This is a genomic window from Xanthomonas sp. NCPPB 2586 (genome assembly GCF_041475775.2).
Lineage (GTDB): Bacteria > Pseudomonadota > Gammaproteobacteria > Xanthomonadales > Xanthomonadaceae > Xanthomonas > Xanthomonas campestris.
On record NZ_CM192981.1, the window covers coordinates 2,883,206 to 2,897,720 of the forward strand.

Genomic DNA, 14,515 nt, shown 5'->3' on the forward strand with positions numbered 1-14,515 from the left:
TCACTTTTACCGAAGAGCACCACGATGTCGCCCGTCATCCCCGACAGCTATACCGCCTGGCGCCACTGCATCGAAGTCGACTGCGCCCAGCCGCTGACAGCCCCTTTCATCGCCCAACGACTCGCCAGCCTGCGCGACCTCGGCGACCACCACACCCAGCAGTTCTTGCTTCGTTGGGGCGAACCTCATCACCGGCGAGTGATTGGATGGTTTGAACGTGCCGGTGGCGAACTCGAGCCGAGCCGCTAAATAGCGCGCTCCAGCACTGCACATCACGCCTGACCGGATAGGTCCAGGTAACGGCGGACGCGGTTGACTGTTCCTCGCTGTTCGGCGGACGGTATGCCGCAGCGATTTTCTGCGACAAACAATCAACAAAATCTGCCATTCAACACGTAACGTGTAAGCGCCTGAATCGCAGGCGGTGTTGCCCCATGCAGGGGGAAGGCAAAATCATGAAGAACTCAAAAAATTGGCTTATGGCTTTTTGCGTCGTTGCTGGAATGCTGTCATCAGGCATGGCAGTGGCTCAGTGCTGTGCCAATGGTGGTGTCGGCGTACATGCAATGACAGGGCTTGGCGAAAGCAATCCCAAGGCAGCCAATCTAACAATGGATCCTTCGCTTGCCATTTATGAACTCCATCGTGATGGAGTGACATATCTCCAGATCAACGACGTAACTGGCGTGGTCCACGCAGTGGTAGCAAGAGTGGACAACGCACTCTGGACCTTGCCGATGGGCAAGGATGTAGAACGTGTCGTGTTGCCGGCTGCAAACAGGATTGCAGCCGGCACGAGTTCAAACAATCCGCCAATGCTTGATTCAACTCAGCGTGATCAAGCACGACTTGTCTACAAAACAAAGAACTTCACGGTATTCAACTGGCGGGAAGCAACTGGGGAACACTGGATAGTCTCCCCCTGACCGCAACGGAGACTGGCTCGGCAACCAGAAAGGTCAGAACCAGCGCATGGCGGCGGCGAAACATGCCGCCATGCGCTTTCAACCGCGCCTTCAGTTCAGCCTCCACATCGATCGAGTCGCTCTTGGCCGCCTCAGCTGACGACGAATCAGCAATTACACGCACCAACACGCCCCTAGCCCCTTTCCCGGTCCAAGCACGAGCCTGGATGAAGTGCCGACTGGCCGGCGGCAAGATCTCCACACAATTGAGAGTACTGCGATAAGCACTCAATTGAAGTTCCAACGATAGCTTCCTGCAGTCACCGCGAAACACGCATTGAAACTGAGACTGGCAGAAACGCTCGAGTGCTGACGAACGCAGAGCCTGATACAGCCCATGCGTCTCGATTTCCAACGGATACAGCGCGGCGACATACTGCTGAAGCAATTGCGACTCAAGGACACTGACTCGTGTCATTTCCATTGCTGCAGAATGCTGCCCTCTCCCCCTCAAATCAGCCACCACATCTTTGCGCATCTTGTTGATCTGAACATTGATGTCAGAGTACTCCAGCACTCGATTGCGTAGCATGCGCTCAGCACTAGAATAGCTGGCTCGGGCTAGAGTGAAGGCGTCATCTCCTGGTTGACTTGAAACCTTATTGCGGGCTGGCTCGCGCAGACGAGCATTGAAAACAAAAAGAACTGTCGTCGTGACCGCATAGAGCAACTGCATACTAAAAACTTGTTGATCAAAAAAACCGATCTGATACACCCGAGGAAGCGAGAACTCAATTGCGAAGCTTGCCAATAGTGACCCTAGAGCACTGCCTTTCCACCCTTGCCTGAAAGTCAACACGACCATTGGCACGAGCATCGCTACCATCAAGATGTTTCGAGTCAATGGCTCTTGCGAGACCCCTAATAAAAAAAACAGACTGAGGATAACAGCCACCGCGATTGCAAGATCTCGCTGGAGACTCAGGCGTACAGGACCATCATTCCAGTTAGCCCATAACATCGCCGGAAGAAGCAAGACCAGCATGCCCAGATAGCTACCTGACCAATAGCGCAACATCAGGTCTAGTACAGGATAAGCCTGCGGTCCACCGAGGGTCGAGTTTAGCACCAAGCTGCATATAGCGTTCCAGAGAGCTATGACAAGAGCAGCAGGAATAAACCATTGCTGGCTTTTAACAATATGAGGAACTTGGTATCGAAGTAGGCCAATCGCCCCAGCAATCAAAGGCGCATGTACGAAGGGACTCAGATATGACCATAACGGATTAAATCCCTGCAATTCGCCCAGCGGAATACGCAAGAACAACATCGCCGCAGCGTCACCTGCCAACAGAAAAGGCCACTCGCGGTAAGGCCGGAACAGCAAAGTGACTACGCGCAACCCAACTGGCAGATACCATTGGTCGATCGACAAGCGCCAAAGCATCAGAAACGCCAAGCAGTAGCACACGCTGATCAGCATGCCCCTAACAAGCTCTTTAGCTACCGCCATACCACCACTCCTTGGTTCCACGATTCGCCCTAGTCTGGAGGGAAACTACCTATTGGAGTATAGCGGTGGCGCACAATTTGCAAGAAGAGCCTGCGCGCTTGCGGGCGGTTATCGCAGTTGAAGACGTGCATTGCACTTTGCTGGTGCGTTGGGCCACGCGGGAATCAGGCCGCCTGATACAGCAGAGGCCAGAGCTGCGGGCAGTTGCCAGGGGCACACACGCCGCATCCAGCCCAACGATGACAGCCAGCTCGACTGAGTCGCTTGCAGCGATGCAGGCATGCGAGACATCGGCAGATCCCGGCGAGATCATCAACGCAGAAGGCCGCGCATTGCGCGGCCTTCTGCGTTTCTCATGCTGATATCAGCACAACGCCGTGATCAGCCCTCCATCTGCTCCAGCTCCTTGCCCTTCGTCTCGTAGACGTACTTGAGCACGAAGAACACCGAGATGAAGGCGGCAACGGTGTAGATGCCGTAGGCGCCGGCAAGACCGATGCTGCCGAGCAGGATCGGGAAGCTGACGGTGATGGCGAAGTTGGAAGTCCACTGCGCGGCGCCGGCGATCGCCAGGCCCGAACCGCGGATCTGGTTGGGGAACATCTCGCCCAGCATCACCCACATCACCGGGCCCCACGAGGCATTGAAGAACACCACGTAGACGTTGGCGGCAACCAGCGCGAGCATGCCCATGGCATCGGACATGGCGAGCTTGCCGTTGGGATCCAGCGAGGCGGTGGCGAAGGCGTAGGTCACCAGTGCCAGCGATACCGCCATACCGGCCGAGCCGATCCACAGCAACGGCTTGCGGCCGATCTTGTCGACCAGCATCACCGTGACCAGACAGGCACCGATGCTGAGGCCGCCGGAGAGCACGTTGATCAGCAAGGCGTCCTGTTCGGAGAAGCCCACCGCCTGCCACAACACCGCGCCGTAGTAGAACACCACGTTGATGCCGACCAGCTGCTGGAACACTGCCAGGCCGACGCCGATCCACACGATCGGGCGGATCTTGCCGGTGGTCTTGCTGATCAGGTCGGAGAACTTGGGCTTGTGCTGGTCGGCCGACATCGAGGCGGAGATTTCGCCCAGCTTGGTCTGCGCGGCCGCGTTACCGTACAGCCGCTTGAGCACCACCAGCGCCTGCTCGCGACGGCCCTTGACCACCAGGTAGCGCGGGCTTTCGGGGATGACCAGCAACAGCAGCAGGAACAACAGCGACGGGATGGCCTGCATCCAGAACATCCAGCGCCAGGCAGCCTGCCCTGCCCACAACGGCTCGGTGGACGCACCGGCAGCATTGGCCAGCAGGTAGTTGCTCAAGAACGCGCAGAACAGCCCGCTGATGATGGCGATCTGCTGCATGGTCGCGAGCCGGCCGCGATAGCGTGCGGAGGCGACCTCGGCGATGTAGGCCGGCGAGATCACGCTGGCCGCGCCTACCGCGAAGCCGCCCATCACGCGGGCAAAGATGAAGAAGCCGGAGCTGTGCGAGGCACCGGCACCGATGGCCGAGAGCAGGAACAGCGCCGCGGAAATGATCAGGACCGCACGGCGGCCCCAGCGGTCGGCCAGGCGGCCGGCAAAGAAGGCGCCGATAGCGCACCCCAGCAGCATCGAGGCGACCTCGAAGCCGGTCTCGGCGGCACTGGACTGGAAGGTCTGCTTGAGCCCGTCGACGGTGCCATTGATCACGCCACTGTCGAAGCCGAACAGAAAGCCGCCGATCGTGGCCACGCAGCTGATCAGGATGATGAAACGGGTGTTCTCGCCGGCATCGGGGGCGCCGTCAATGGAGACACTGGACATGGGTTCACCTGGAAACATGCAAGGGAGCGGTCACGGGGTGACCGCCATCGGCCGGCGACGCAGTGCGCCGCCGGCCACGGGACATCAACGCGTCAGGTACTGATTGATCAGGTTCTCGTAGGCTTCCTGGCGGCCGCTGAGCTGCGTCGGCTCGCCCTTGCCGGCGGCGTACTTGGCCAGCTCCGCCAGCGTGCTGGTGCCGTTGGCAAAGTCTGCGCCTGCGCCGCTGTCGAAGCTGGCGTAACGCTGCGCGCGCCAGGTTTCCAACGGTGAGGAGGTCAACAGCGCGTCGGCCACTTCCAGCCCGCGTGCGAACGCATCCATGCCGCCGATGTGGGCCAGGAACAGATCCTGCGGGTCGGACGATTCACGCCGCACCTTGGCATCGAAATTCAGACCGCCCGGTGCCAGCCCGCCCTGACGCAGCACCACCAGCATCGCGCCGACGGTGTCGTACAGGTCGGTCGGGAACTGGTCGGTATCCCAGCCGTTCTGCGGGTTGCCGCGGTTGGCATCGATGCTGCCAAGCAGGCCGGCATCGCTGGCCACCTGCAGGTCGTGCTCGAAGCTGTGACCCGACAGCGTGGCGTGGTTGGCTTCGATATTGAGCTTGAAATCCTGGTCCAGGCCGTGCTGGCGCAGGAAGCCGATCACCGTGGCGCTGTCGAAATCGTACTGGTGCTTCATCGGCTCCATGGGCTTGGGCTCGATCAGGAAGTTGCCTTTGAAGCCGATCGCACGCCCGTAGTCGCGTGCCAGGGTGAGGAAGCGCGCCATGTTGTCCTGCTCGCGCTTCATCTGCGTGTTGTGCAGGCAGGCATAGCCTTCGCGGCCGCCCCAGAATACGTAGTTCTCGCCGCCCAGCTCCACCGTGGCATCGGTCGCGGCCTTGACCTGCACCGCAGCGCGCGCCACGACATTGAAGTCCGGATTGGTGGAGGCACCATTCATGTAGCGCGGGTGCGAGAACAGATTGGCGGTACCCCACAGCAGCTTGACGCCGGTGTCGGCCTGGCGCTGCTTGGCAATGCCGACCATGTGCTTGAGGTTGTTTTCGTACTCGCCGATGTCGTCCGCATCCGGCGCCAGATCGATGTCGTGGAAGCAGTAGTACGGCACGCCGAGCTTGGTGAAGAATTCGAACGCGGCATCGGACTTGGCTTCGGCACGCGCCAGCGCGGTGTTGCCTACATCCCACGGATACGCGCGCGTGCCCGGGCCGAACGGATCGGCGCCATTGCCGCAGAAGCTGTGCCAGTAAGCCACTGCAAAGCGCAGGTGCTCGGCCATGCTCTTGCCGGCGACCTGCTTGTTGGCGTCGTACACCTTGAACGCGAGCGGGTTGTCCGAATCACGGCCTTCGAAGCCGATCTTGCCGATGCCGGGGAAATATTCTTTCGCGCCGATGAAAACGGTGTTGCTCATGGGGTGAGAGGTCCTTGGTACTGGGGGAGTGATGAATCAGCCGGCGTAGAGCGGGCTGACGACGTGCAGGTGCTTGAGGAAGTTCTGGTAGTGCTGCTGGTAGGCGGCCACGCGTTGCGGATCCGGGCGCGCCGACAATGCATCGTCGATCTGCAGGTGCTCCAGCACCACCTCCGACAACGCGGCCTGGCCGCCATCGTCGCGGTCGCAGGCCCACACCGCCTGCAGCGCGGCACCAAACGCCGCGCCTTCGGGCTGGGTCGGCACCACCACCTGCAGGTTGAACACGTCGGCCACCATCTGCCGCCACTGCGCGCTCTTGCTGCCGCCGCCGGTGAGCAGGATGGTATCGAACTGCAGACCGGCCGCGACAAAGGCATCGAAGCCATTGCGCAGGCTGTAGGTGGCCCCTTCCATCGCCGCGCGATAGAAATGCGCCGGTGTGGTGTTGTGCAGATCCATGCCGAACAGGCAGCCACGGGCATCCGGCAGATTGGGTGTGCGCTCGCCATTGAAGAACGGCAACAGCACCAGCCCGTCGGCACCGGGCGTGGTGTCGGCGATCATGGCCTCGGTCTGCGCACGGGTGATGGAGAACATGCGCATCACCGCTTCGGTGGCCACGGTGCAGTTCATGGTGCAGATCAGCGGCAACCAGCCACCGCTGGACGAGCAAAACGCGGCCCAGCGTGCGTCGTCGTCCACCACCGGATGATCGGCGTAGGCGAACAAGGTGCCGGAGGTGCCCAGGCTCATGGTCAGCCGGCCGGGCACCACATTGCCGGTGCCGATCGCCGCCATCATGTTGTCGCCACCACCGGTGGTGACGCGCACGCCGGCCGGCAAGGCAAGCGCCTCAGCCGCCGCATCGGACAGGGCGAACACCGCGCCAATCTCCACCAGCGGCGGCAAGGCATCGCGCAGGTCGCGTTGCGCATCCATCGCGCCAAGCATGCGCTCGGACCACTGGCGGGTGCGCACATCCAGCCAACCGGTCCCGGAGGCATCGCCCACTTCGGTGAAGCGCTCGCCGGTGAGCCAGAAGTTCACGTAGTCGTGCGGCAACATCACCGTGGTCATCGCCGCATACGCCTCGGGGCGATGCTTGCGCGTCCACGGCAATTTGGATGCCGTGTAGCCGGCCATGATCGGGTTGCCGGCGGTGGCCACGCTGCCTGCCGCGCCGCCGACCGCATCCATGATCTCGTCGCATTCCAGCGCGGTGCTGGTATCGCACCACAGCTTCACCGGCGCGGTGACGCTGCCATCGGCGGCCACCGGCACGAAGCCATGCTGCTGCCCCGACACCGAGATGCCGCGCACGCGCGCGCGCAGCTCGGCATCGAGCTGCGCGAAGCAATGCACGATGCCGTCGATCCACCACTGCGCCTGCTGCTCGCGGGTGCCATCGTCGCGGCTGATCAATTCCATCGGCGCGCCGATGGTGGCGACCACAGCGCGCTCCTGCGGATCGTAGGCCACCAGCTTGACGCTCTGTGTGCCGACATCCAGTCCTACGTACACGCTCATTGCTTCACCAATCGGTTGTTGTTGAGGCCCACCTGCTGGGTGCGCCCGGCGCCCAGTTGCAGGTCCAGGGTCTGCCCTGCATAGGACAGTTGATAGCGCCCGCCACGATCGCTGTGCACACGGGCTTGCTGCAAGCGACCTGCATCCCATTCCAGATCCACGCTGGCGCCGCCGCGCACACGCAGGCCGCGCACGCTGCCGCGCGGCCAGGCCTTGGGCAAGGCCGGCAGCAGGAACACACTGCCACCCCAGCTTTGCAGCAGCATCTCGGTAATGCCGGCGGTGCCGCCGAAGTTGCCATCGATCTGGAACGGCGGATGTGCGTCGAACAGGTTCGGATAGGTGCGCTCGGGCGAAAGCAGCAGTTGCAGGATGCGGTACGCATGCTCGCCGTCGGCCAGCCGCGCCCACAGGTTCAGACGCCAGCCGATGCCCCAGCCGGTGGCGTTGTCGCCGCGAATCTCCAGCGAACGTCGCGCGGCAGCCGCCAACTCGGGCGTGTCGCGCAGGTTGATCTGGCTGGAAGGATGCAAGGCATACAGATGCGAGACGTGGCGGTGATGGATCTCCGGCGCCTGCATGTCCCAGTCCTGCTGCCACTCCTGCAACTGCCCCGCCTTGCCGATGCGGTTGGGCGGCAATTGCTCGCGCAGCGTGGCCAGCTGCTGTGCCAGCGCGGCATCGACATCAAGCAACTTGCTCATCGCGATGCACTGCGCGAACAGGTCGCGCAATAGCTGCGCATCCATGGTCGGGCCGGCGCAGACCGCCGCCCCGAACGGATGCTGGTTTTCCGGCGACATCGATGGATTGGTCACCATCGCGCCGGTGCCGGGGTCGCGCACCAGGGTGGCGACGAAGAACTCTGCCGCCCCCTTGAACAAGGGATAGATCTTGGCCAGATACGCACGGTCGCGGCCGTAGTCCCAGCGGTCCCACAACTGCTGCAGCAACCACACCCCGCCCATCGGCCACAGGCTCCACTGCGCACCGTCGATCGGCCCGGCCTGGCGCCACAGATCGGTGTTGTTGTGGACCACCCAGCCGGGTGCGTCGTACATCGCACGGGCGGTGTGTGCACCGGTGCGGGCGAGATCGAACAGCATGGCTTCCAGCGGTTCCACGCACTCGTGCAGTGCATTGGCTTCGCTGGGCCAGTAGTTCATCTCGGTGTTGATGTTGATGGTGTACTTGCTCTCCCACGGCGGCTGCATCAGGTCATTCCAGATGCCCTGCAGGTTGGCCGGTTGAGTGCCGGGTCGCGAGCTGCAGATCAGCAGATAGCGCCCGTACTGGTGATAGAGCGCTGCCAGTGCCGGGTCGTTGCCCTCGGCAAAGCGCTGCACGCGCTCGTCGGTGGGAAGCGTGGCCGCTTCGCTGCTACCCAGATCGATCGCCACGCGCCGGAACAGGCGTTGATGATCGGCCAGATGCGCGCGCAACAACGCGGCGTAGCTGAGCTTGCCGGCTTTTTGCAGGCTTGCCGCGGTGAGCGCGAGCGGGTCGCCTTCCACCGCATCGAAACGTTGGTAACTGGTAGCCGCGGTCAGCAGCAACACCACTTCATCGGCACCCTGGATACGCAGACGGTCGCGCACCGCGGTGACGCTGCCACCCTTGACCTGGGGCAGCACGCGCAATGCAAAGCGCAGCTTGCCGTCGATGCCGGCGAAGCTGCCATTGCGGCCACTGAACAGCAGGCTGCCCTGCTCTACCGTGACCTCGCCGCTCTGCGGGCTATCGATGCCCACCCGCAATGAAATACCACCCGGCCGATCGCAGGACAGACGCACCACGATGCACTGCGACTGCGCCGACACGAACACCTCGCGTCGTTGCACCGCGCCGCCGGAGCGGAACGTGGTGGTGGCCACTGCGGTATCCAGATCGAGCTGACGACGGTACTCACTGATGCCGTCGGCACGGTCGAAATCCAGCAACAGATCGCCCAACGGCTGGTATGGCATCTGCTTGAGCGGGCGCGACAACAGCTTGGCATCGGCCAGCTGCTCGGCCTCTGCATAGCGGCCGGCAAAGATCAGCGCGCGCACCTGCGGCAACGCCGCCAGCGCCTGCGGATTGGTGGCGTCGTACGGGCCACCGGCATACAGCGTGTCTTCGTTGAGTTGCAGACGCTCGTGGGCGATGCCGCCCCACACCATCGCGCCCAGCCGGCCGTTGCCGACCGGCAAGGCCTGCACCCATTCATTGGCCGGCTCGCGATACCACAGGTGCAAGGCATCGTCCGGGGCGACCGCAGGCAATGGCGCGATGCCGGCTGCCTGCGACAACGCCGGAGCGGCACCCAGGACCGCGACTGCGGCCCCGGTTGCCTTGCAGAGTTCTCTGCGTGTCAGCACGGCGACCGCCGTGCGGCTTCACCGGAACTGCGCGCGTGTGCCTTGCGGCGCTCCGGCATCTGCACACTCATCGTGGAAAGACAGCCTGCAATCATCGACGACGCGCTTTGCCGGACGCAATCTTGCGCTGCAACACGCTGACCGGCTTGCCGTCGTACTGGATGCTGGTGTCCACCTTGGGCTCCAGCGCACCGGCGTCCTCACGCGGGCCGTCGACAAAACGCACATTGATGGTGCGCTTGGCCTGCATGCCGGTCCAGCTGCCTTCGCGCTGGCCGATGCGCAGCTCGCCCTTGGCCTGGTCCCAGCTCAGCGGAATGCGGCTGAACTCGCCCTTCTCGTAGCCATAGCCTTTGCCGTCGTCCTCATACAACGAGAACTGACCATTGGCACCCGTGTAGACCACCACGGTGAGCGGCGCATCCGGCTTCTGGTCAACGTACTCCTGCACCGGGCCGGTGGGCACGATGGAGCCGGCACGCACGAACAGCGGCATGCGTTCGATCGGCGCGGCGGCCTCGATGGTCTGGCCACCCTCGTAGCGCTTACCAGTGGCGAAATCCAGCCAGCTGCTGCCGGCCGGCAGATACACCTGCCGCGAGGTCGCGCCGAAGCGGGTCACCGGTGCGACCAGGAATGCCGGGCCGAACAGGTACTGGTCGTTGATGTCGCGTGCCTTCGCGTCATCCGGGAAGTCCATCATCATGCCGCGCATGATCACGCCGTCACGCTGGTAGGTATCGCCGGCCAGGCTGTAGATGTACGGCAGCAGGGCGTAACGCAGGCGGTTGTAGTAGGCCATGCTCTCGTAGAACGGCGTGCCTTCCGGGGCGATGTTCCAGATCTCGCGGTACGGGAACTGGCCATGCGAGCGGAAGATCGGCACGAACGCACCGAACTGGAACCAGCGCGTGTTGAGTTCGCGCCATTCCGGCAGATGCGCCGGGTCCTGGTTTTCGTAACGCTTCTCCACCGCAAAGCCGCCGATGTCGAAGGTCCAGTTCGGCAGGCCCGACAGCGCCATGTTCACGCCGGCGGAAATCTGGTCGTGCATGTCGTCCCAACGCGAGACGATGTCGCCGCTCCATACCGCCACCGCATTGCGCTGCGTGCCGGCATAGCCCTTGCGCGAGAGGATGAACACGCGCTTGTCGTCGGCCGCACGGTCACCCACGTACACGCCGTGCGTGTGCGGCAACGGATACGAATTGAAGAACTCGGTTGAAGGGCCCAACGCGGTCGGCGTGGTGCGTGCCTTGCGCTCACCGATATCCAGGTTGGAATGCACGTCCGGCTCGTCGGCGTCCATCCACCAGGCATCGAAACCCTTGCTGTTGAGCTTTTCGTTGATCTGGCGCCAGTAGATGGCCTGGGCCTTTTCGGAGTACGGGTCGTAGAACGAGTTCTTGTAGCCCTTGCCGATCCAGTCCAGCTCGCCGACTTCGACGTTGCGCTTGAACATGAAACCCGCCGCGTCCAGTTCCTTGTAGTTGGCGGTGGTGGGATAGAACTTGGGCCAGATCGAAATCATGATCTGCGCGTGCATGTCGTGCACGGCCTTGACCATGCCGTCCGGGTCCGGGAAATGCTGCGGATCGAAATCATGCGAGCCCCAGGCGTTTTCCGGCCAGTACGACCAGTCGAGCACGATGTTGTCCAGCGACAGCTTGCGCTTGCGGTATTCGGCCACCGCGCCCACCAGTTCGTCCTGGCTCTTGTAGCGCTCGCGGCTCTGCCAGAAGCCATACGCCCACTTCGGCAGCATCACCGACTTGCCAGTGAGTTCGCGGTAACCGGCCACGGCCTGGTCGTAGGAGTCGGCCGAGACGAAGTAGTAGTCGATCATCTGCCCGGCCTCGGACCACAGCGACAGATCCTTCGCTTCGGTGGCCGGCAGCGGGTCGCGGTGCAGCAGCGCGATGTAGCTGGGGTCGATCAGATCCCATTCGATCTTGACGGTGTGGCGCGTGCCGGGCTCCAGATCCAGCTTGAACTCGTGATTCCACGGGTTCCAGTTCTGGCGCCAGCGATCGATCACCAGCTTGCCGTCCACGTACAGCTTGGCGTACTCGCTCGAGTACAGCGAGAAGGTGTGCTCGCCACCGGTGAGCGCTTCGATCTCGCCCTCCCAGGTGACCTGCATGCGGCTGTCCTTGTCCTTGGTGATCGCCTTCTTCGGGAACTTGGTCAGGTCGCTGAGGTACTGGTAATTCACTTCGGCCTCGCGGCGTTCCAGCACCTGCTTGCCGTTGATGGCGTAGCGCGCGGTCAGTGCACCGGACTTGCCCTTGGCGTCGTACAACTTGAGCGACTTGGGCAGCGGCTGCAGGCCGCGCGGATCGCCCAGGCGGGTAATCGAGTTGTTGTCCCACAGCAGGCCGTAGTTGCGGCTGGACACCAGGTACGGCACCGCCATGTCGATGTTGTTCTGCTGCAGCTCGACGTTGCGGCCCTTCTGGTTCATCCAGCCCTGCTGGTGCTGGCCGAAGCCGTACAAGCCTTCGTCATCGGGTGACTGGAAACGCTGACGCACGCTCAGGTACTGCTTGCCTTCCACTTTCAGCGGCGCAAAGCTGCGCCCGCCGGCCACTTCGGACAACACCGGCTTGCCATTGGCATCGGCGAAGCTGACATGGCCATCGACGGTGGAAACGGTGGCGGTGACCTTGCCGGTCTTCAGCTGCACGCTGTCGCCCTGCTCGGCCACCTGGAAGGCGGTATCGCCCTGCACCGGCACGCGCATCAGGCTGGGCGTGCGCGCGAAGTCGCCATCGGGATCGGCACTGACGCGGATGATGCCGGCATCGACCACCTGCAGACGCACCGCTGCGGCACCCTTGGCGCTCGGCATCACGGTGACGCCGTCGGCGGCCTTGCGCACTTCCTGCGCATGCGCGGCATTGGCCAACAAGGCCAACGACAGCGCCACGCATTGCGCGAGCGGCCGACGTCGGGATGCGGGCGCGCGGCCGGCGGAATGGTGGGTGGTTTGCATGTTCACTCCCTTTGAATGGCGAAACACTGCCGCGGGGGCGGCAGCACTGGGTTCGATGGATGTGCGGTGCGCCGCACGCCACGCAGCTGCGCGGCGTGTGGGGACTTAGAGCGGCTAACAAAACGTAGCGAGCAGTCGTTAGGTGGGTGCGGACGGCGCGGAGGAACCGGAGTGTACGGGGGTACATGCCGATTCCGAGCACCGGCCGCGCCCGCCTGGCGGCTGCGCAGTAGTTTTGATAGCTGCTCTTAGTTGTAGGTGGCCAGCTTGATCTTGAGCAGCTGCGGTGCGCTGGAGAAATTGACGCCGTAGTCGGTCTGGTCGCCATTCCAGTTGCGCTGGAACTGCCAGGTGTCGCCGTCGTACTGGCCCTCTTCCACGCGGTCGTACAGCATGTTGGCGGTGGCTTCGCTGGCCGGGTGCAGGGTCACGCGCACGTGGTAACCGGTGACCAGGAATTCGTCCGGGCCCAGCTCGGCAATCAGTGCCGCGCCGATCGGCTCGGGGTTGCCCGGCGGCTCGCCCTTGAACCAGAACTGCGGCACGCCGTAGGTGATGGTGGCGCTCCAGCGGTCGTTGAGCTTGAGCTCCTGCACGGCCTGGCCGGGTTCTTCGGCGGTGCCATGCAGCTTGCCTTCGGATGCGGCCTTGGCGAACGGACGCATCCCCAGGCTCACCAGCTTGAAGCCCAGCGCAAACGGCGCCAGGGTTTCTTCGTTGACGTGCTTGGCGCCCAGCGGATAGTTGGAATAGCGCGTGTAATCCATGCCGAACGCCGACCAGCCGATGCCGTCATGCCCCAGGGTGGGGAACAGGTAACGCGCGTATTCCGGGCGGTTGCCGGTTTCGGCCACGAACAAGGCATTGTCCGGGCGCGCGTAGCGCTCCAGCACCGTGGTGTACATGCGGTACTCGGGCATGTAGATGTCCGGTGCCAGCAGGTCGATATGCGGGCCGGCGGCCTTCCACACGTCGAGCACGTTATCGGTGGGGCCACCGCTGGCGTACTGGCCGGGCTGGCCCGGATTGAACGGCCCGCGCAACGCCGCATTGACGTACATCGGCAACGGATAGGCTTGCTTGCCGGCTTCGGCCACCTGATCGATGTAACGGCCGATCGACCACGCGTGGAAGATCTCGTCCGCATCGGCGCCAAACACCTGCGCCCAGCTGCCGGGCTGCTTGTTCAAGCGCTTGAGCAGTTCGTCCGGCACCGGGCCGTCGAACAGCTTCTGCGCCATCGGCGAGAAGTCGCGCACGCTGCCGTAGGTGCCCGGCTCGTTCTCGGGCTGGATCATGATCACGGTGTGCTGCGGATCGACCTGCTTGAGATGCTGCATGAAGGCGACGAACGCCTTGCGGTCGGCATCCAGCGTGGCCTGCGCATGCGGCGACAGCGACCCGATCGCCTTGCCTTCGCGCGTCACCACGCGCGGGAAGCGCTGGTTGTCGGTCTTCACCCAATGCGGCGCGTAGGCCGGGCCATTGTTCTTCCAGGTGGCAAACCACAGCAGCACCAGCCGCACCTTGTGCTCGCGCGCCTGCGCCAGCAGCGTGTCGACGAAGGAGAAATCGAACTTGCCTTCTTCCGGCTCCACCTGCTCCCAGGCGATCGGCACCTGCACGGTGTTCGGGCCCAGCACCTGCATCGCCGGCCACACCTTGTCCATCACGCCGGGATAGTTGCTGGAGTTGTTGACCTGCGCGCCCAGGATCAGGAACGGCGCGCCATCCACCATCAGGGCGTGCTTGCCATCCTTGCTGACGAACTGCGGCATCGGTGTCTGCGTCGCCGGCGTGGCAGCAGGCGCCGTGGCCGGTGCCGTGGTACCTGGCGTTGCGGCGGCCTGCGGCTTGGCGGCGCTATCGGGCTCACCGGACTGGCAGGCGGCCAGCGCCACCGCCAGGGAAGACAACAGCAACGGCCGCAGGCAACGGCCGGCCAGCGAACGGGGGATCACGCGTGCAACGGGGGAAT

Annotated in this window: 9 protein-coding genes and 1 other RNA gene; 2 read left to right on the forward strand and 8 right to left on the reverse strand. The window is 63.3% G+C overall.

The window, feature by feature from the left end; translation table 11 throughout:
- Window positions 1-24: 24 nt before the first annotated feature.
- Together ACCQ09_RS12320 and ACCQ09_RS12325 are read left to right on the forward strand one after the other, a co-directional pair.
- Window positions 25-249 carry a hypothetical protein gene (locus tag ACCQ09_RS12320; protein ID WP_040941412.1) on the forward strand — a complete coding sequence of 75 codons (225 nt, stop codon included), beginning with the start codon at window positions 25-27 and terminating at the stop codon, window positions 247-249.
- Between the two features lie 206 nt (window positions 250-455).
- On the forward strand, window positions 456-926 hold the full coding sequence (locus ACCQ09_RS12325) for a hypothetical protein (RefSeq protein ID WP_043877915.1): 471 nt from the start codon (window positions 456-458) through the stop codon (window positions 924-926).
- On the opposite strand, the gene ACCQ09_RS12330 is transcribed toward ACCQ09_RS12325, so the two are convergent.
- The 8 genes from ACCQ09_RS12330 to galD all read right to left on the reverse strand — a co-directional run bounded on the left by ACCQ09_RS12330 (window position 880) and on the right by galD (window position 14,453).
- A complete protein-coding gene (locus ACCQ09_RS12330) occupies window positions 880-2,418 on the reverse strand; it encodes an MASE1 domain-containing protein (RefSeq protein WP_014507522.1) in 1,539 nt (512 codons plus the stop codon). The genes ACCQ09_RS12325 and ACCQ09_RS12330 overlap by 47 nt on opposite strands.
- A gap of 381 nt (window positions 2,419-2,799) precedes the next feature.
- Complete coding sequence (locus tag ACCQ09_RS12335) at window positions 2,800-4,227, reverse strand: sugar porter family MFS transporter (RefSeq protein WP_014507521.1); 1,428 nt, start codon at window positions 4,225-4,227, stop codon at window positions 2,800-2,802.
- 84 nt (window positions 4,228-4,311) lie between these two features.
- Window positions 4,312-5,652, reverse strand: coding sequence for a xylose isomerase (gene xylA, locus ACCQ09_RS12340; RefSeq protein WP_047677169.1), 1,341 nt, complete (start codon window positions 5,650-5,652; stop codon window positions 4,312-4,314).
- Between the two features lie 36 nt (window positions 5,653-5,688).
- Window positions 5,689-7,182: a xylulokinase gene (gene xylB, locus ACCQ09_RS12345; RefSeq protein WP_014507519.1), complete on the reverse strand. Its 1,494-nt coding sequence runs from the start codon at window positions 7,180-7,182 to the stop codon at window positions 5,689-5,691.
- Window positions 7,179-9,542, reverse strand: coding sequence for a glycoside hydrolase family 95 protein (locus tag ACCQ09_RS12350; protein WP_040941414.1), 2,364 nt, complete (start codon window positions 9,540-9,542; stop codon window positions 7,179-7,181). Before ACCQ09_RS12350 ends, xylB begins: the two co-directional genes overlap by 4 nt.
- A 91-nt stretch (window positions 9,543-9,633) precedes the next feature.
- Complete coding sequence (locus tag ACCQ09_RS12355; RefSeq protein WP_040941415.1) at window positions 9,634-12,537, reverse strand: TIM-barrel domain-containing protein; 2,904 nt, start codon at window positions 12,535-12,537, stop codon at window positions 9,634-9,636.
- Window positions 12,538-12,649: 112 nt separating this feature from the next.
- A non-coding RNA gene (locus ACCQ09_RS12360) (sX9 sRNA) lies at window positions 12,650-12,724 on the reverse strand.
- Window positions 12,725-12,785: 61 nt separating this feature from the next.
- A complete protein-coding gene (gene galD / locus ACCQ09_RS12365; RefSeq protein ID WP_080566083.1) occupies window positions 12,786-14,453 on the reverse strand; it encodes a GH35 family beta-galactosidase GalD in 1,668 nt (555 codons plus the stop codon).
- Between the last annotated feature and the right edge of the window lie 62 nt (window positions 14,454-14,515).

What these genes read in the sequence shown, in the direction of transcription:
- xylB (WP_014507519.1), bottom strand. Translation starts at nt 7,182, where the DNA reads ATGAGCGTGTACGTAGGACTGGATGTCGGCACACAGAGCGTCAAGCTG.
- ACCQ09_RS12320 (WP_040941412.1), top strand. Translation starts at nt 25, where the DNA reads ATGTCGCCCGTCATCCCCGACAGCTATACCGCCTGGCGCCACTGCATC.
- ACCQ09_RS12335 (WP_014507521.1), bottom strand. Translation starts at nt 4,227, where the DNA reads ATGTCCAGTGTCTCCATTGACGGCGCCCCCGATGCCGGCGAGAACACC.
- ACCQ09_RS12355 (WP_040941415.1), bottom strand. Translation starts at nt 12,537, where the DNA reads ATGCAAACCACCCACCATTCCGCCGGCCGCGCGCCCGCATCCCGACGT.
- ACCQ09_RS12325 (WP_043877915.1), top strand. Translation starts at nt 456, where the DNA reads ATGAAGAACTCAAAAAATTGGCTTATGGCTTTTTGCGTCGTTGCTGGA.
- xylA (WP_047677169.1), bottom strand. Translation starts at nt 5,652, where the DNA reads ATGAGCAACACCGTTTTCATCGGCGCGAAAGAATATTTCCCCGGCATC.
- ACCQ09_RS12330 (WP_014507522.1), bottom strand. Translation starts at nt 2,418, where the DNA reads ATGGCGGTAGCTAAAGAGCTTGTTAGGGGCATGCTGATCAGCGTGTGC.